At 64.8% G+C, this 18126-nt stretch carries 13 protein-coding genes and 1 tRNA gene; 8 read left to right on the top strand and 6 right to left on the bottom strand.

Annotation, left to right across the window (positions count from 1 at the left end; all coding sequences use genetic code 11):
* Positions 1 to 22 precede the first annotated feature (22 nt).
* The 3 genes from urtC to urtE are packed head-to-tail and all read left to right on the top strand — an operon-like array spanning position 23 to position 2570.
* Positions 23 to 1087, top strand: a complete 1065-nt coding sequence (gene urtC / locus GJV26_RS10090) for an urea ABC transporter permease subunit UrtC (protein ID WP_371866557.1) — start codon at positions 23 to 25, stop codon at positions 1085 to 1087.
* A complete protein-coding gene (gene urtD, locus GJV26_RS10085; protein ID WP_155708698.1) occupies positions 1084 to 1863 on the top strand; it encodes an urea ABC transporter ATP-binding protein UrtD in 780 nt (259 codons plus the stop codon). Before urtC ends, urtD begins: the two co-directional genes overlap by 4 nt.
* Positions 1864 to 1871: 8 nt before the next feature.
* The gene (gene urtE, locus GJV26_RS10080) at positions 1872 to 2570 is read left to right on the top strand and encodes an urea ABC transporter ATP-binding subunit UrtE (RefSeq protein WP_155708697.1); all 699 of its coding nucleotides are present in this window, start codon (positions 1872 to 1874) and stop codon (positions 2568 to 2570) included.
* 54 nt (positions 2571 to 2624) lie between these two features.
* Here the strand turns inward: urtE and GJV26_RS10075 are convergent, their stop codons facing one another.
* Both GJV26_RS10075 and GJV26_RS10070 read right to left on the bottom strand, forming a co-directional pair.
* Positions 2625 to 3563 carry a response regulator transcription factor gene (locus GJV26_RS10075; RefSeq protein WP_155708696.1) on the bottom strand — a complete coding sequence of 313 codons (939 nt, stop codon included), beginning with the start codon at positions 3561 to 3563 and terminating at the stop codon, positions 2625 to 2627.
* Positions 3544 to 6972 carry a hybrid sensor histidine kinase/response regulator gene (locus GJV26_RS10070; protein ID WP_155708695.1) on the bottom strand — a complete coding sequence of 1143 codons (3429 nt, stop codon included), beginning with the start codon at positions 6970 to 6972 and terminating at the stop codon, positions 3544 to 3546. Before GJV26_RS10070 ends, GJV26_RS10075 begins: the two co-directional genes overlap by 20 nt.
* A gap of 198 nt (positions 6973 to 7170) precedes the next feature.
* Here GJV26_RS10070 and GJV26_RS10065 point away from each other — a divergent pair, with 198 nt between their 5' ends.
* A complete protein-coding gene (locus tag GJV26_RS10065) occupies positions 7171 to 9177 on the top strand; it encodes an LTA synthase family protein (protein ID WP_229419245.1) in 2007 nt (668 codons plus the stop codon).
* 58 nt (positions 9178 to 9235) lie between these two features.
* Entirely contained in the window at positions 9236 to 9889 is a 654-nt protein-coding gene (locus GJV26_RS10060; protein ID WP_155708694.1) for a hypothetical protein, read from the top strand.
* An 86-nt stretch (positions 9890 to 9975) separates the two neighbouring features.
* Here GJV26_RS10060 and GJV26_RS10055 read toward each other — a convergent pair whose 3' ends face one another.
* The 4 genes from GJV26_RS10055 to GJV26_RS10040 all read right to left on the bottom strand — a co-directional run bounded on the left by GJV26_RS10055 (position 9976) and on the right by GJV26_RS10040 (position 14937).
* On the bottom strand, positions 9976 to 10485 hold the full coding sequence (locus tag GJV26_RS10055) for a host attachment protein (protein WP_155708693.1): 510 nt from the start codon (positions 10483 to 10485) through the stop codon (positions 9976 to 9978).
* A 362-nt stretch (positions 10486 to 10847) separates the two neighbouring features.
* Entirely contained in the window at positions 10848 to 12917 is a 2070-nt protein-coding gene (locus tag GJV26_RS10050) for a DUF4214 domain-containing protein (RefSeq protein ID WP_155708692.1), read from the bottom strand.
* A gap of 241 nt (positions 12918 to 13158) precedes the next feature.
* The gene (gdhA, locus tag GJV26_RS10045; RefSeq protein ID WP_155708691.1) at positions 13159 to 14502 is read right to left on the bottom strand and encodes an NADP-specific glutamate dehydrogenase; all 1344 of its coding nucleotides are present in this window, start codon (positions 14500 to 14502) and stop codon (positions 13159 to 13161) included.
* A gap of 359 nt (positions 14503 to 14861) precedes the next feature.
* Positions 14862 to 14937 (bottom strand) — tRNA-Phe (locus tag GJV26_RS10040).
* Positions 14938 to 15095: 158 nt separating this feature from the next.
* On the opposite strand from GJV26_RS10040, the gene dkgB reads away from it, so the two are divergent.
* The 3 genes from dkgB to GJV26_RS10025 all read left to right on the top strand — a co-directional run bounded on the left by dkgB (position 15096) and on the right by GJV26_RS10025 (position 18032).
* Complete coding sequence (gene dkgB / locus GJV26_RS10035; RefSeq protein WP_155708690.1) at positions 15096 to 15905, top strand: 2,5-didehydrogluconate reductase DkgB; 810 nt, start codon at positions 15096 to 15098, stop codon at positions 15903 to 15905.
* 141 nt (positions 15906 to 16046) lie between these two features.
* Entirely contained in the window at positions 16047 to 17261 is a 1215-nt protein-coding gene (locus GJV26_RS10030; RefSeq protein ID WP_155708689.1) for an FAD-dependent monooxygenase, read from the top strand.
* A gap of 48 nt (positions 17262 to 17309) precedes the next feature.
* Positions 17310 to 18032, top strand: a complete 723-nt coding sequence (locus GJV26_RS10025) for a DsbC family protein (protein ID WP_155708688.1) — start codon at positions 17310 to 17312, stop codon at positions 18030 to 18032.
* Positions 18033 to 18126 lie beyond the last annotated feature (94 nt).

Raw genomic sequence — 18126 nt, 5'->3', positions numbered from 1 at the left:
CGCGGTCACCGTGGTGGCCGCCATGCTGCCGCTGCTGAACCTGGCATTCCCGGCCGGGCATGCGCTGCATGTTTCCGGCTACGCGCTGGGCCTGGTGGCCAAGTTCATGTGCTTCGCGCTGGCGGCGCTGGCGCTCGACCTGGTGTGGGGCTACACCGGCATCCTGTCGCTGGGCCACGGCCTGTTCTTCGCGCTGGGCGCCTATGCGCACGGCATGTACCTGATGCGGGCGATCGGCCGCGATGGCGTCTACCAGAGCCACCTGCCGGACTTCATGGTGTTCCTCGACTGGAAAGAGTATCCGTGGTACTGGGCGATGACGGACAATTTCTGGTACTGCATGCTGCTGGTGGTGCTGGTGCCGGGGGTGCTGGCGTTCGTGTTCGGCTATTTCGCGTTCCGCTCACGGATCAAGGGCGTGTATTTTTCCATCATCACCCAGGCGCTGACCTACGCGGCGATGCTGCTGTTCTTCCGCAACGACACCGGTTTCGGCGGCAACAACGGCTTCACCGACTTCAAGCGCATCCTCGGCTTCGACATCACGGCGCCCGGCACCCGGGCGGTGCTGTACCTCGTCACGCTGGCGCTGCTGGCGGGCTCCCTGCTGCTGTGCCGGTGGATCGTCACGTCGCGGCTGGGCCGCGTGCTGCAGGGCGTGCGCGATTCCGAGTCACGGCTGATGTTCATCGGCTACGACCCGCTGTGGTTCAAGCTGTTCGTGTGGACGCTGTCCGCCGTGCTGTGCGGGATCGCCGGCGCGCTGTACGTGCCGCAGGTGGGCATCATCAACCCGTCCGAGATGTCGGCCGCGAACTCGATCGAGATGGTGGTGTGGGTGGCGATCGGCGGGCGCGGCACGCTGATCGGGCCGATCATCGGCGCGTTCACCGTCAACGGGTTGAAGAGCTGGTTCACCGCCACGTTCCCGGACCTGTGGCTGTTCGCCCTGGGCCTGCTGTTCATCCTCGTCACGCTGTTCATGCGCAAGGGCATCCTGGGCCTGCTGGACAACCTGAAGCACCTCCGGCGCACCGCGAAGAGCGGGGCACCGGCGGCGGAAGAAACATCGAAGGAGGCCGCATGAATGCTCTCAAGCGCGAGGGGCTCGACACCACGCACGGCGCGATCCTGTACCTGAGCGACATCACCGTGTCGTTCGACGGCTTCCGCGCCATCAACAAGCTCAATCTCGACATCTCGGTGGGCGAACTGCGCTGCATCATCGGCCCGAACGGCGCCGGCAAGACCACGATGATGGATGTCATCACCGGCAAGACCCGGCCTACTTCCGGCACCGCGTTCTTCGGCCAGAACTACGACCTGGCGAAGATGACGGAATACGAGATCGCCCACGCCGGCATCGGCCGCAAGTTCCAGCGTCCCACCGTGTTCGAGCAGCATACGGTGTTTGAGAACCTGGAAATGGCGATGAAGATGGACAAGCGCGTGCGCCCCACGCTGTTTGCCCGCCTCACGTCGGAACAGGAAGACAAGATCGACGCGATCCTGCGGCAGATCCGCCTGAACGGCCAGGAAGACCGGCTGGCCGGCCTGCTGTCGCACGGCCAGAAGCAGTGGCTGGAGATCGGCATGCTGCTGATGCAGGAGCCGCAGCTGATCCTGCTCGACGAGCCGGTGGCCGGCATGTCGGACGCGGAAACGGCGCGCACGGCGGAACTGCTGAATGAACTGCGCGGCAAGCACTCGATCATGGTGGTCGAGCACGACATGGGGTTCGTGACCGAGATCGCGCAGCAGGGCAAGGTGACGGTACTGCACGAAGGCTCGGTGCTGGCCGAGGGCCGCATGGACCAGGTCCAGGCGGATGAGCGCGTCATCGACGTCTACTTGGGACGATAGGGAATCATATGCTGCAGGTCGAAAGTGTGAACCAGTACTACGGCTCGTCGCACACGCTGCGCGGCGTGTCGCTGGCGGTGGAGAAGGGCCAGTGCATGGCGCTGCTGGGCCGCAACGGGGTGGGCAAGACCACGCTGCTGAAATGCCTGATGGGCGTGCTGCCGGTGGCCCGCGGCAAGGTCACGTGGAACGGGCGCGACATCACGAAACTGAAACCCCACCAGCGTGCCAAAGCGGGCATCGCCTACGTGCCGCAGGGCCGCGAGATCTTCGCACGCCTCACCGTCGAGGAAAACCTGACGATGGGCATGGCCACCCTGTCGTCGCGCGAAGCCGCCACCATCAGCGGCGAAGTCTACGAGCTGTTCCCGGTGCTGAAGGAAATGCGGCACCGGCGCGGCGGCGACCTGTCCGGCGGGCAGCAGCAGCAGCTGGCGATCGCCCGCGCGATGCTGCAAAAGCCCGGGCTGATCATCCTCGACGAACCGACCGAGGGCATCCAGCCGTCGATCATCAAGGATATCGGCAGGGTGATCCGGCTGCTGCGCGAGCGGGGCGACATCGGCATCCTGCTGTGCGAGCAGTACTTCGATTTCGCGCACGAGCTGGCGGACACGTTCGTGGTGATGTCGCGCGGCGAGGTGGTGGCCAGCGGCGGGGCGGAGGAGATGGGTGGGGAACATGTGCGGCGCCACCTGGCGGTTTGAAGAAAACCGGTGTCGGACACCAGGCCCTTCATCGAATCCTGCGAGGCTCCCCGGCTACACAAGCTCCGCAGGCGCAGGCGTGCTGGCGCGCATCCGGTTCAGCGCCAGCGCGGCGGCGGCCGTGCGCGTTTCGACGCCCAGCTTGTGGAACACATGCTCCAGGTGCTTGTTGACGGTGCGCGGGCTGGTGCCGAGGATGTCGCCGATATCGCGGTTGGTCTTGCCCATGATCACCCAGTGCAGCACTTCGGACTCGCGCTGGGTGAGCTTGAGCAGCGCCATCAGCGCCTGCACGCGCGCGGTATCGGATTCCTCGCGCAGCACGATCATCCACTGCTCGCTGCTGTGCATGTCCGCCACGGTGAACACGAGCCGCGAGGCGCCGCGGATGACGGTCAGCGGCGCGGCCTTGTCGCCGGCCAGCCATGAAACGAGCGACCCCGGCGTGCCGTCTTCCACATCAAAATATTGTTGCATCCATTGCCGCGCGAGCGGCGTCTGCCACACGATGCGGCCGTTGTGCGGCGTCACCGCCAGCATCGCGTTGCCGAACGCATCGAGCGCGCTGCGCGCCTGGTTCATCAGCCGCGCCGTCTGCAGGTGGGCGCCGATGCGCGCCAGCACCTCGCTCTGGCGCACCGGCTTCGTCACGTAATCGGTGCCGCCGGCATCGAAGGCGGCCACCACGTGCTCGGGCTCCGTGAGCCCCGTCATGAACACGATCGGGATCGCGCGCGTGACGATGTTGGCACGCAGGCGGCGGCAGACCTCGAAGCCATCCATGCGGGGCATCATCGCATCGAGCAGGATAATGTCCGGTACCAGCTGCTGCGCGCGTTCCAGCGCGGCCGGGCCGTTGTTGGCGACGAGGACGGTGAAGCCCGCTTCATCGAGCGCGTCGTGCAGCACGGCCAGGTTTTCCGGCACGTCGTCGACGATCAGGACAGTATGGCTGAGACGGCCGGGATGGCGGTCAAGTGGTTTGTCGGACATGGTGTTCTCCCTGTTCCAGGAATCGTGACATCGCCTCCAGGTCGAAGCGGGCGGCATGGCCGCGCATCGCCGTGACGAAGGCATCGTAATCGGGGCCGAGCGCTGCGATGTCGTCGAGCCGGGCGCGGATGCCGCGCACGTAGCCGGAGGCGACCTGTTCGCGCAGGGCGTCGAGCTGCCCGGCCGGCGGCAGCCGCATCGGCGCAGGCGCGGTGCTGGCTGGAGGCGGGGGCGGGGCTTGCGTCAACCACTCCAGTTGCAGTCGCCGGCCGATCCGCTCCAGCAGCTCGGCCACGTTGACGGGCTTGACGATGAAATCCTCGGCCGGAATGCCGGCCGGGTTGTCCAGCGACTTGTCGAAGGCATTGGCCGACACGATCAGGATCGGTACGGTGGAATGGTGTTCGTGGCGGATGATACGGCTCGCCTGCCAGCCGTCGATGCCCGGCATCGCCAGGTCCATCAGGATCAGGTCCGGCTGCCAGGCCGGATACAGGCCGAGGCATTCCTGGCCGGACTGCGCCTGCGCCGTGTCGAAGCCCAGCGGCGCCAGGATGTTGACGAGCAGTTCGCGGTCGACCTGCTCGTTGTCCACCACGAGGATCCGGCGGCGCGGGCCGGCATAGCCGGTGCGGGCGGGGCCGCGCGTGGCGGCCGGCGTGGCGCCATGCACGCGCGGCACGCGCACGAGGATCCTGAACGTGCTGCCCACGCCGGGCGTGCTGTCGAGCGTGAGCTCGCCGCCCATCATCTGCGTGAGCATCTTGCTGATCGGCAGGCCGAGCCCGGTGCCCGGTGCGGCACCCGGCCCGTGCCCGGCGCTGCCGCGCGAGAACGGCTCGAAGATGCGCTCCATTTCGTCGGGCAGGATGCCGGCGCCGGTGTCGCCGATCTCGAACGTGACGAGGTCGCGCGCATGGCGCACCCGGAACGTGACCGCGCCGCGCTGCGTGAATTTCACCGCGTTGCCGAGGATGTTGATCAGGATCTGGCCCAGGCGCCTGCGGTCGGCCCGCACCACGGGCGGCAGTTCGCCGGCCGGTTCGTAATGGAATGCCAGCCCCTTGGCGGCGGCCTGCTGTTCGAACATCCGTACCAGCTGGCCGATGAAGTCATGGAAGTCCAGCTCGCGGATGTCGAAGCTGAACTTGCCGCCTTCGATGCGGGCGATGTCGAGCGTGCCCTCGATCAGCGACAGCAGGTGTTCGCCGCTGCCGCGGATCACGCGGATCGCCTGTTGCCGGTGGGCGGGAATCGCCGGATCGTTGTCGAGCAGCTGCGCATAGCCGAGGATGCTGTTGAGCGGTGTGCGGATCTCGTGGCTGATGCCGGCGATGTAGCGGCTCTTGGCCTGGTTCGCGGCCTCCGCCACCTTCCTGGCCTGCTGCAGTGCGGCGTCCGTGCGGCCGTGCAGCTCGATCTCGCGCTGCAGCAGGCTGGTTTGCCGGTTCGATTCCTCCTGCGCCACGCGCCGGCTGGCGCCGGTAAGCACGAGCCACCACGCCACGATGCCGCTGACCAGCAGCAGCGCCGCGAAGATCTTGATGTACGCCAGCCGCAGCGCGGGCAGCAGCGCCGCCCCGGCCGCGCCAAGCGCGTTCTGCTCGTGCGCGTACAGCAGGCCGAGCAGGGCGCCGACGAACAGCATCGTAGCCAGCATCAGCATCAGGTAGTGACCCAGCCCGCTCGTCATGTACGGCCACATCGACGCGGGCAGCAGTTTCTTCATCGCGCCTTCCCACTGGTGCGCGAAGCGTGCGTGCGGCTTGCAGGCGTCGTCGCAGCGGGCGTCCAGGCAGCAGCACAGCGAGCAGATCGGCCCCTGATAGGCCGGGCAGTGCGCCATGTCCTCGGTTTCGTATTCCTTTTCGCAGATGCAGCAAACCTTTGCTTTTGCCTGCCCCCAGCCGTGTGCCGGCCGGGAAAGGTAATAGCGTCCGCCGGTGGCCCAGGCGATCAGCGGCGCGGCGACGAATGCGGTGACCAGCGCGATGAAGGCGGAGAAGGCTTGCGCCTGCTCCCCGAACAGGCCGGCGAACGCCGCGATGGACAGCACGGAGGCCAGCAGCATCGCACCCACGCCGACCGGGTTGATGTCGTACAGGTACGCGCGGCGGAACTCGATGCCCGGCGGGCTCAGGCCCAGCGGCTTGTTGACCACCAGGTCCGCGACCACCGCGGTAATCCAGGCGATCGCGATGTTCGAGTACAGGCCCAGCACCTGGTCCAGCGCCTGGAACACGTCCAGCTCCATCAGCAGCACGGCGATCAGCGCGTTGAACACGGCCCACACCACGCGGCCGGGGTGGCTGTGCGTGAGGCGCGCGAAGAAATTCGACCACGCCAGCGAACCCGCGTAGGCATTGGTCATGTTGATCTTCACCTGCGAGATGATGACGAACAGCGCGGTCGCCAGCACGGCCAGCGTGCCATTGCCGAACACCTCCCGGAAGCCGGCCAGGTACATCTGGTTCGGGTTCACCGCCTCGGCCAGCGACGCGCCGCCCTTGATCGCCAGCAGCGCGAGCAGCGCGCCGCCCAGCATCTTGAGGATGCCGAGCACGATCCAGCCCGGCCCGGCGACCAGCACGCCGAGATGCCAGCGCACGCGGTTCTGCGCCGTCTGCTCGGGCATGAAACGCAGGAAGTCGACCTGTTCGCCGATCTGCGTGATCAGTGCCACCCCCACCGCCGTGGCCGCGCCGAACATCAGCATGTTGAAGCCGCCGTTGGCCGGCGACTGGCCGGCGAAGCGCGCCAGTTCGCCCAGCAGTTCCGGCTGCTTGTGGAAGATCGCGATGAAGGGCAGCGCCAGCAGGACCAGCCAGACCGGCTGGCTGATCATCTGGATGCGGCTGATCAGCGTGACGCCGTGCGTCACCAGCGGGATCACGGCCAGCGCGCTGACGAGGTAGCCGAGATACAGCGGCAGGTGGAAATACAGCTCCAGCGCATAGGCCATGATCGCCGCTTCCAGCGCGAACAGGATGAACGTGAACGACGCATACACGAACGACGAGATCGTGGAACCGATGTAGCCGAAGCCGGCGCCGCGCGTGAGCAGGTCCATGTCCACGCCATGGCGGGCGGCGTAGTAACTGATCGGCAGGCCGGTCAAAAAAATGATCAGGCCGACGGCAAGAATGGCCCAGAAGGCGTTGACGAAGCCATAGTTGACCGCGATGGTGCCGCCGATCGCTTCCAGTACGAGGAACGAGATCGCGCCGAATGCCGTGTTCGACACGCGGAACACCGACCATTTGCGAAAGGAACGCGGCGTATAGCGCAGCGCATAGTCCTCGATCGTTTCATTGGCGACCCACGTGTTGTAGTCGCGCCGGATCTTGATGATGCGCTGCGGCGGTTCGGTGTCGGCAGGGATGCTACTTTTTGGTGCGGCAGTCGTCATGTGCAGCTCATGTACTACATCGACGCCCCAATTTGGGGCAGCAGGAGGGCAGGCGAGCCGGGTTGGCGCCATTGCCTGTCCTGTATGCAAGAACTCTGCCCGCTCAGCCATTGTTCGTTAGGATAATTCCTCGATATCACGCAGCAAGTTACTGACGTACAATCGTCGATCGACGAAAAGTTCCTGCAGGAAGCAACCATGTATAAAAAGAATCCCATTCTGCGCGAACTGGCGGCCTGGCCGTCGCAGCGGGTTTCGCCGGCCGGGCCGTATGCGATCCTGCTGCGGATGTTGTTCATCGGCCTGGCCGTGCTGTCGCTGTCGCGCATCGCGCTGATGGGCTGGCAATGGGACCGTGTCATGGCCGAAGGAATCCCCGGCCAGATGCTGTTGCAGGGCGTGCGGGCGGACCTGATCCTGCTCGGCTACCTGCTGGCCGTTCCCCTGTTGCTGGCGCCGTTGCTCGCGCACCGGTCGACGATCGGTTTGTGGCGCCGGCTGACGCTGGGATGGGCCACGGCCGCGCTGGTCTTCGTGGTGTTCATGGAATGCTCCACGCCGCAGTTCCTGATGCAGTACGACGTGCGGCCGAACCGCCTGTTCGTCGAATACCTGGCCGCTCCCGCCGAAGTCTTCGCCACCTTGTGGAACGGCTTCCGCACCGCGGTCATCGCCGGCATGGCCGCCACCATCGCGCTGGGCGTGGCAATGCATCGACTTCTGCGCGGCGCGGCGCGGACCGTGGCGCCGTGGTCCGCCAGGAAGCTGCTGCTGACATGGCCGCTGGTCTGCTTCGTCGTCTTCCTGCAGATCCGGTCGACGACGGCGCACCGGCCCGCGAACGCCGCCCTGTTCGCGCTGACGGGCGATGCGATGGTCAATTCGCTGGTCATCAATTCCCCATGGTCGGTGCTCGAAGGCGTGGCATCGCTGATGGAAGAAAAGACCTCGTCCGAAATCTACGGCGACATGGACCGCGGGCGCGTGCTCGCCGAAGTGACGGCCGCGCCCTGGCTGCGCGATTACCGGTTCGCGCATCCGGAACTGCCGACACTGCACCGCCAGGAGCCGGCGATCTTGCGCGACAGGCCGCTGAACCTGGTGATCGTGCTGCAGGAAAGCCTGGGCGCCACGTTCGTCGAATCGCTCGGCGGCCTGCCGCTGACGCCGGAACTGGAAAAGCTCAAGGGCGAAGGGTGGTGGTTCGAGCAGCTGTATGCGACCGGCACCCGCTCCGTGCGCGGCATCGAAGCGGTGGTGGCCGGGTATGCGCCCACGCCGGCGCGCAGCGTGGTCAAGCTGTCGCTGTCGCAGACCAATTTCTACACGCTGGCGGCAGGGCTGGGCGAGCAGGGCTATCACACGGAATTCGTGTACGGCGGCGAAGCGCATTTCGACAACATGCGCAGCTTCTTCACGGGGAACGGCTTCCAGAAGATCGTCGACCGCAAGCAGATGAAGCCGAAGTTCACCGGCAGCTGGGGCGCCTCCGACGAAGACCTGTTCGACAAGTCGCTCGAGCGGCTGAATGTCCTTCACGCGCAGAACAAGCCCTTCTTCAGCCTGATCTTCACATCGTCGAACCACGAACCGTTCGAGTTCCCGGACGGTAAAATCGCGCTGCACGACCGGGACAAGCAGACCGTCAACAACGCCGTCAAGTATGCCGATTTCGCGCTCGGCAAATTCATCGCGACGGCCAAGCGGCAGGACTACTGGAAGGACACGGTCTTCCTGATCGTGGCCGACCACGACAACCGCGTATACGGCAACAGCCTGGTGCCGATCAAGAAGTTCCATATTCCAGGCCTGATCCTGGGCGCCGATATCGCACCGAAGCGCATCGCCACGCTGGCCAGCCAGATCGACCTGGGGCCCACGCTGCTGTCGCTGATGGGCGTGGCAAGCGAGCATCCGATGATCGGCCGCGACCTGGTGCGATACGACAAGGCGCCGGGCCGCGCGCTGCTGCAGTTCAACGATTACTTCGCCTACCTGGAAGGCAAGACCGCCACGATCCTTCGGCCCCAGGGTAGCCCGCTGCTGGGGCGCTACGATGCCGCGACGGGGGCGGTCGATACGGATAACGGCGGCACGCCCACCGCCGCGCAGGTGAACCGGGCCTTGGCGCACGTGATGCTGCCGTCGCTGCTGTACAAGGAAGGTTCCTACCGGCTGCCGCCGGCAACCGTGCCGACCAGATAAGGCGGGGATCGGTACACTCGCCCCATCGACAACGCATGACGGGGTGGAAGTGCGCTACATGGATTTCAGTTCCTGGCAGACGGTGCTGACGACGTTTCTCGGCCTTGCCGTGTTCACGCTGGTCGGCGTGGGCATCCGCATGCTGCTGATGCAGACGGTGCAGCAGCGCCGCGAGCGGATGAACCGCCAGATCAACGAGCGGCTGAAAACGCTGATCGCGGCGTACCGGACGCTGGGCGGTTCGTTCACCGGCGAGCTGACCGTCGATCCGCGCCATTTGCGCGACCTGAAGACGGAGGACCCATCGAACGTTTCGGAGCGCTCGCGTCGCATCCGCGACGCGGTCGAAGCCGCGCTCTCCGACATCCTCCTGCTGGGCACCGAAGAGCATTGCCGCCTGGCGGGGCAAGCCGCGGCCGACATGGCGGCGGGCAGGCCGATCCACACGGCGGATCTGGTGATCTCGCTGCGCGACTTCATCCGCGAGGCGCTCGACCTGGGGCCGATTCCGGCGGACGTGACGATTCCATTGCAGGGGCCGACGCGCGCGCAGAGTAGTGGTGCCCGTGGCAAGGGCGAGGCCGGCAAAGGCAGCGGGGGAGGGGGCGGTGGCGGAAATGCCGACGGCGGCGGAGGCGGCAGTATCGGAAGCGGGAGCGGCTTTGGCCTGAGCCTGGGCCTGGGCCACAAAACCGATCGCGACGCCGGCTGACGGTTCGCGTGGCACGGCACCGGCGAGGCGCCGATGCCTTGGCACGCCAATGCCGCCTCGCATGGCGGCATTGGTGCGGCCGATCGTTACTCCTGCTTGGCCTTGTGCGCCTGCAGCTGCTCGCGCAACTGGGACACGTTGACGTGCGTGTAGTCCTTGTTGAATTCGGTCTTGATCAGCTCTTTCACATGCGGATCGATGTTCGAGCGCAGCACGCCGAGGAACTGCGGCGAGGCGGAAATGACCAGCTGGCCGAAGCGGCCTTCCTGGTGTGCTTTCACCAGATAACTTGAAATATCCTTGGCAAAATGTTCGGCTTCCTGCTCGGCCGGCGTGACGGCGGGCTGGTACTGCTTGTTCGGCGCGCCCGAGTTGGCATTGTGGGCAATGCCCGGGGCCTGGTTGCCGCTGCTGATATTGTGGCCGCTCTTGGCGGCGGCCGTGGGGCCCGCCTTGTCCGTGACGACATCGGAGATGTTCTGCTTGGCACCGGGACTGACGAGGTCTTCGATTTCCTTCAGTGGCTCGGTCAGGGACGATTCTTCGTAGAATCGCGCGCGGCCAGCATTGGCCGTGATAATCCAGGTTGGTTTCATGCTATTCCTGTCAGTTCTGTGATCGTGAATAGTGTGTTTCCGCGACGCTGCTACTGCCGGAAACGGGCGTAATACCATGAGCCGCGGGCTGCGGGCGCAATTGCCGCGTGCCTTGCAGCCGCGCGTTCCATCTCCCGCCGGGCGGGCAGAAATACCGCATGCCATTCGCATGCCGGTCATGGCGAACCCAGTATAGCCATGGCGCGGAATTCGCGGCGCACCGACGCGAACGGCCGCAGACTACCGCTGCGCCATGCGGCCGCCATTGCCTACGCGCGCCCTGTTCCGCGTCTTGCGCAATCAACCAAACCATGACGACCCTACCCGTTTCGGGTGGGGGCGCTTTCAGACGACGGTTTTGCTCAGCCGTATGGCGTGTAGCCGATGCCATGTGCCAGCACACCGGTGAGCTGGGCGATGTTTTCAGGACTTTCGCTGAAGCTGGCGAGGACGTGCGCAGCGTCGGCGGCATGGCTGTCGAGCGCACCGACCCAGAAGTCCAGGCCGCCCTGGTCAGGGGCGCGGTGCAGGACATTGGCATAGAAACCGCTGACGATTTCAAGGTTGGAAGCGTCGCTGCCGTAGCGCAGCTGGAATTCATCCGAGCCGATAAAGGACGCGGCCACGCTGTCCAGCGAGACGCCATTGTCCATCGCACCGATCCAGAAGCCCAGCCCCGTGCTGTCCGGAGTGCGGTCGAACGCGGCCTGATACAGGCGATAAGCCTGGCCAGCCACGCCATCCACATCCAGCGCCACCACCTTGTCCGCGAACTGCAGCCGTTCCACGTTGATCAGCGTATCCGAACCATCGACGCCAGTGTTGCCGGCAACGCGCGCGCCAACCGGGGAAGCCGTGATCTGATAATCGCCGCTATTGCCGCTATAGGCGACCACGTCCCGGCCGGTGCCGCCGTTGATGACGTCGTTGCCGGCCGTGCCGGCAAGGCTTTCCGCGGCATCCGTGCCGGCCAGGTTGATGCCGCCCGCGCTGCTCATGCCGGCAATGATCTTGTAGATGCCGCCATCGTCATAGATGGAGGTGCTGCCGTCGCTGACCTTCAGGTAATACTCGCCGGCGTTGGCCAGTGTCACGTTGACCAGGTCGCTGCCGCGCTCGGTCTTCGTGAACACGGTCTTGCCACCGCTGTCGATAATGGCGAGGTCGATCCGACTGCCCGCGGTGCCCGCCCCGTCGGGATGGCTGAAGTTGACGGTCAGAGTGCCGCTGGTGGCCGCTGTGAACTTGAAGTAATCGATATCGCGGTTATCGATGCTGCCCATGATCGTTGTCGACAGCGGCGCGGCCAGGGCGGTGGCGGCGGTGATGTTGGCTGCGCCGTCGTAGACCACGCCGGGCTGGCCGAGCAAGGTGGGCGTGAGCGTGTAGACGCCACCGTCGTTGTAGGTATAAATGCTGTCGTCGGCAACTTTCAGGTAATAGTCGCCAGCCGAGGCCACCGTGGTGACAAAGGCGCCGGTGCCTTTCAGGGTCTGCGTGGCGACCACCTTGCCGGCTGCGTCGAGCACATCGACCCTGATCGGTGCGCCGCCGCCATCGACACCGTCGGGATGCGACAGCGCCAGCGTGAGTATGCCGCCGCTGTCCGCATGCACCTTGAACATGTCGACATCCCTGTTATCCAGGCTGCCGGCGATGGCTGTCGCCATCTCGCTGGACAGGGCGGTTACCGTGGTGTTGTTCGCCGCGCCATCGTACGTGATGCCCGCTGCGGCGGACAATGTTGGTGTCAGTGTATAGAGGCCCCCGTCGGCATACGTGTAGATACTGCCGTCGGCGATTCTCAGGTAATAGTCGCCGGCGGTGGCCACGGTGGTCACAATGCTGCCGTCGCCGGTCAGCGTCCTGGTGGTAACGATATTGCCGGCCGAATCCAGCACATCGACCTTGATCTGTTCCCCGCCGTTGCCGGCGCCATCGGGATGCAGCAGCGACAGCGTCAACACGCCGCCGCTGTCGGCATGCACCTTGAACATGTCGACATCCCTGTTGTTCAGGCTGCCGACGATGGCCGTTTCCATTGCGGCGGATACGGCGCTCGCCGTGGTGTTGTTGCTGCCGCCGTCATAGCTGGTACCGGCGGCAGTCTTCAGGGTTGGCGTCACGCTGTATGTGCCGCCGTCGGTACGGTCGCTGGAATCGCCGTCACCGATCTTCAGTGAATATATGCCCGCGGAAGCCACGGTGGTGACAAAGCTGGCATTGCCGCGCGTTGTTCCGCTGAAGACGACATTGCCAAGGGCATCGACCACCGATATGACGATGGGCGCACCTGTGTTGCCCGCGCCGGCGGGATGGAGGAAATCGAGCGTTACGATGCCGCCGGCCGCAGTGGTCAGCTGGTATGTATCCGTGGCCCTGTTGGTCAGGCTTCCCTGTAGAACGTTGCCGAAAGATGCGTTGGTCGTCATGTCGATATCTAGTTGATAGTTATGAAATATAAAAAGACAACTAAATATATTATCTGAAATGCATTACCCAATGGCGAATTTGCGGAATTTCGAACATGCGCATCCAGTCGCACATGACGGGAACGCGGCGGCCGGAAACGACAACGCCAACCTGCATGGGTTGGCGTTGTACGGGTACCGATATCGTCGGGAGAAAGCCGCGCGAGAGGTTTTTCGGGCTGCCCTTATAGACGCGGGAAGATCAAATGACCCCTTGGGCCAGCATCGCATCGGCCACCTTCACGAACCCGGCGATGTTCGCGCCGTCCACGTAGCTGATGCTGCCGTCCGCGCGCGTGCCGTACTTCACGCAGGCTTCGTGGATGCCTTTCATGATCTGCAGCAGGCGGGTATCCACTTCCTCGCGCGGCCAGCCGATGCGTTCCGCGTTCTGGCTCATCTCCAGGCCCGACGTGGCGACGCCGCCGGCGTTGCTAGCCTTGCCCGGCGCGTACAGCACGCCGGCCGCCTCGAACGCCTTTGCCGCCTCGATGGTGGAGGGCATGTTGGCGCCTTCGGCCACGCACAGCACGCCGTTGCCGATCAGGGTGGCGGCATCGGTCGCATCGAGCTCGTTCTGCGTGGCGCAGGGCAGTGCCACGTCGACCGGCACGTGCCATGGACGCACACCCGCTTCGAAGCGGCTGCCGGTGCGTGCGGCGTAATCGCCGACGCGGCCATACAGGTGGTTTTTCACGTCCATCAGGATGGCCAGCTTCTCGGGGGTGAAGCCATCCATGTCGATCACGGTGCCGCTCGAATCCGATACCGTGACGACCCTGGCGCCGAGCGACATCGCTTTTTCGACGGCGTATTGCGCCACGTTGCCCGAACCGGACACGCTGACGCGCAGGCCGTCGAACGAGCGGCCGCGCGTCCTGAGCATTTCCTCGGCAAAGTAGACGGTGCCGTAGCCGGTCGCTTCGGGGCGCATCAGCGAACCGCCGAAGCTCAGGCCCTTGCCGGTGAACACGCAATCGGCGCGATTGCTGAGCTTTTTCATCATGCCGGCCATGTAGCCCACTTCACGCCCGCCCACGCCGATATCGCCGGCGGGAACGTCGGTATCGGAGCCGACGTGGCGGAACAGCTCGCTCACGAACGCCTGGCAGAAGCGCATCACCTCGCCCTGGCTCTTGCCCTTGGGATCGAAGTCGGAACCGCCCTTGCCGCCGCCCATCGGCAGCGTCGTCAACGCATTCTTGAAAGTCTGCTCGAAGGCCAGGAATTTCAGGACCGACAACGTGACCGACGGGTGGAAGCGCAGGCCGCCCTTGTAGGGGCCGATCGCCATGCTGTGCTGGATGCGGTAGCCGCGGTTGACCTGGACCTGGCCATGATCGTCCACCCAGGAGACGCGGAACATGACCACCCGCTCCGGCTCGACCAGGCGGTCCAGCAGGCCCTGTTCGGCATACCTGGGGTGCTTTTCAATGAACGGCCACAGGCTTTCCATGACTTCGGTAACAGCCTGCAAAAATTCCGGCTGGCCTGCGTTGCGGTCGGCAACATGCTGCAAAAACTGATGTACGGATGCGTATTTCATGGTGGATTCCAAAGAACGAAAGGCGCCGCTGCGAGAGAGACGACGGGTGCGGTGCACCAAAAACGTGCGTAGCCTCGGGATAGTAACAAATAAAGATGTTTCGGCAATAGCCTCGATGGCAAAATAAAAGTGGGCTGACCACAGTCAATCGTTGGAATGATTGCCAGAAACTGCAACGTGGATTGCTTGCCGGATACCGCCGGCACTGCCGGGCATCCCGTAAAAAAAAGAGCGCCAACCTTCGCAGGTTGGCGCTCTGTTTCGGCAATTCTGGTCGGCCGGAGTTCGAAAAGGACTGGACGGCACACTTTCGATACTGCAAACAAAAACGCCACCCGAAGGTGGCGTTTGCTTGTTCTTGGTGGCCCGGGGCGGAATCGAACCACCGACACAAGGATTTTCAATCCTCTGCTCTACCAACTGAGCTACCAGGCCAAGAGGCCGCATTATAGCAGGTCAATGCAGAGTTGCAATAGACACTGCAGCCTTTTCTGAATCGTTGCGCCTGGATCAACTATCAATTGTAGGGATGCTGCTTTTTCTCAACAACGAATCCCGGCATCATGTTCTCCATCGACACCAAGGAGAACACCATGCAAGACAAGATCCCCGCCATCGGCCTCGGCACGTTCCGCCTGCAGGGCCGGGTGGTCATCGATTCCGTCCGTGCCGGGCTGGAGCTCGGTTACCGCCACATCGATACCGCGCAGATCTACGGCAACGAGGCCGACGTGGGCACGGCGATCGCCGAAAGCGGTATCGCCCGGGATGAACTGTTCGTCACGACCAAGGTCTGGACGGCGAACCTGGCCGGCGACAGGTTGATTCCCAGCCTGCAGGAAAGCCTCGACAAGCTGCGGCTGCAGCAGGTCGACCTGGCGCTGATCCACTGGCCGTCGCCACGGGACGAGGTGCCGGTCGCCGAATACATGGCGGCGCTGCTGGCGGCAAAGCGGGCGGGCCTGGCCCGCCGGATCGGCATCTCGAACTTCACGCTGCGCCATATGGGGGAGGCGATCGATGCCGTGGGCGCGGCGGAGATCGCGACCAACCAGGTTGAAATCCACCCCTACCTGCAGAATCGCGCAGTGGCGCGGTTCGCCCGCGAGCACGGACTCCACCTGACGGCCTACATGCCGCTGGCCTATGGCAAGGTCATGAAGGACCCGGTCATTGCCCGCATCGCCGCGAAGCACGAGGCGACGCCGGCCCAGGTGGCGCTGGCCTGGTCGCTGCAGCAGGGCTTCGCCGTGATTCCTTCGTCGACGAAGCGGGAGAACCTGGCGGCGAACCTGCTGGCGGCACGGATCACGCTGTCGGAAGAGGAAATGGCCGCCATCGCCGCGCTGGATGCCAATGACCGGATCGCGAACCCGGAAGGCATCGCGCCGGCATGGGATTGAGGTAGCAGGCGTCCGAGCAGGCCTGCACGGATGCGTCGTTCCTCAGGCGAGAAGCAGTGCTCCTCGAATTCAATGCTCCTCGAATTCCCTGCTGCATCCTGCCCAGCGCGCCCCCAGGCGCGCGAAAGTTATAATGGCGGCATGAACATGCCATCCTCCTCCAAGCACCACGTGCAGACGGCGGTCTGCATCGTCGGCAACGGCGCGATCGCCAAGACGGCCGCGCTGGCATTCGCCCAGGCCGGCCAGAGCGTCACGTTGCTCGGCCCGCCCGCGGCGCCGAAACCCGACGGTCTGGAACCCAGCTGGGACGTGCGCGTGTATGCGCTGAACCATACCGCGCACGAGCTGCTGTCGAACCTCAAGGTATGGGGCGCGATGGACCAGCAGCGCATCGCCCCGGTCGACGGCATGATCGTCAAGGGCGACGGCGAGCAGCCCGGCCACCTCAACTTCGACGCCTACGGCGCCCATGCCGATACTCTGGCCTGGATCGTGGAGGACCGCAACCTGAACGGCGCCCTCGATGCCGCGCTGCGCTTCGCGCAGAACGTGCATGTCGTGACCGGCCGCGCGGTGGCGCTGAAATGCGACGAGCATGGCGCCGCCGTGCAGCTGGAGGATGGCACTGCCGTCAAGGCATCGCTGATCGTCGGCGCGGACGGCGCCCAGTCATGGGTGCGCGGCCAGTGCGATATCGGCCTCGACTACAAGCCGTATGGCCAGAAGGGCGTGGTTGCCAACTTCGAGACCGAGCTGCCGCACCACGGCGCCGCCCTCCAGTGGTTCACTTGCACCCGCGGTATCGTGGCGCTGCTGCCGTTGCCCGGCAACCGCGTATCGCTGGTCTGGTCCGCGCCGGACATGCTGGCCGACCAGCTGTGCAGCGAAGGCGCGCAGGCGCTGGCCGACCGCCTGGCGGAATTCGCCGCCGACAAGCTCGGCAGGCTGACCCCGGTATTGCCGGAGGGCGTGCGCGCCTTCCCGCTGGCGCTGGTGCGCCCCCATTCCCTGGTGGCCCAGCGCGTGGCGCTGATCGGCGACGCGGCCCACGTGGTGCATCCGCTGGCCGGCCATGGCATGAACCTGGGCTTTGGCGACGTGCGCGACCTGGTGCGCGCCGTGACCGAACGCGAGGAACACCGTTCCATCGGCGACGAGCGCGTGCTTGCCCGCTACGGCCGCTCGCGCAGGGAAGAAGTGCTGCTGATGCAAGCCACCACTGATGGCTTGCAACGTTTGTTCGGCGCCAATCTCGAACCGCTTCGCGCGGCGCGCAATTTCGGGCTAAACTTGCTGGATAAATTGCCGTTCGTCAAGCGCACGCTGATGTCCCACGCGCTGGGCCGGCACTGATCACACCCTGGCGGCGCGGCGATCCCGTGCTGTCCCCTCGGAGAGTCTATGAAGTTCATCAAGACCGGCCTCGTGCTGGCATCGGCGTTGCTGATGTCGTGCGCGGGCGCCGACAACGGCGTCGAAGCCACCATCCGCAAGAACGTCGAGCCGAAACTGGGCGACAACGTCAAGATCGACTCCGTACGCGAAACGCCATATGCCGGCCTGTACGAAATCCGTATCGGCAGCGAGATCCGCTACACGGACAAGACGGGCACATACCTGTTCGCGGGGCACATCTTCAACCTGAAGACCAAGGAAGATGTCACGCAAGCCCGTATCGACGACATCAGCCGCATCAAGTTCTCGGACCTGCCGCTGGAACTGGCGCTGAAAACGGTCAAGGGCAACGGCAAACGCGTGGTTGCCATCTTCGAAGACCCGAACTGCGGCTACTGCAAGAAATTCCGCCAGCAGACGCTGTCGAAGGTCGACAACGTCACCGTCTACACGTTCATGTACAACATCCTGTCGCCCGATTCCACCGTGAAATCGCGCAATATCTGGTGTGCGGCGGACCGCAACCGTGCATGGGACGACTGGATGTTGTCCGGCAAGCAGGCGCCGGCCGCGCCGGCCGGCTGCACGGCGCCGAACGACAAGGTGCTGGCGCTGGGGAACAAGCTGGGCCTGCAAGGCACGCCGGCGATCTTCTTTGCCGACGGCAGCCGCATTCCGGGCGCGATCGACGCCGCGGCAATGGAAGAGAAATTCGCTTCCATCAAGTGAGGCGGCATTAACCGCAACGACTGCATCGACGCGGCGCGCCAACGAAGCGCGCCGTTTTTACATCCGCTTTTTCGATTTCTCCGCCAAAACCAGG

Source organism: Pseudoduganella dura (genome assembly GCF_009727155.1).
Lineage (GTDB): Bacteria > Pseudomonadota > Gammaproteobacteria > Burkholderiales > Burkholderiaceae_D > Rugamonas > Rugamonas dura.
Note: the sequence above shows the minus strand (reverse complement) of the source record. Positions and strands in the feature narration are given on the sequence as shown.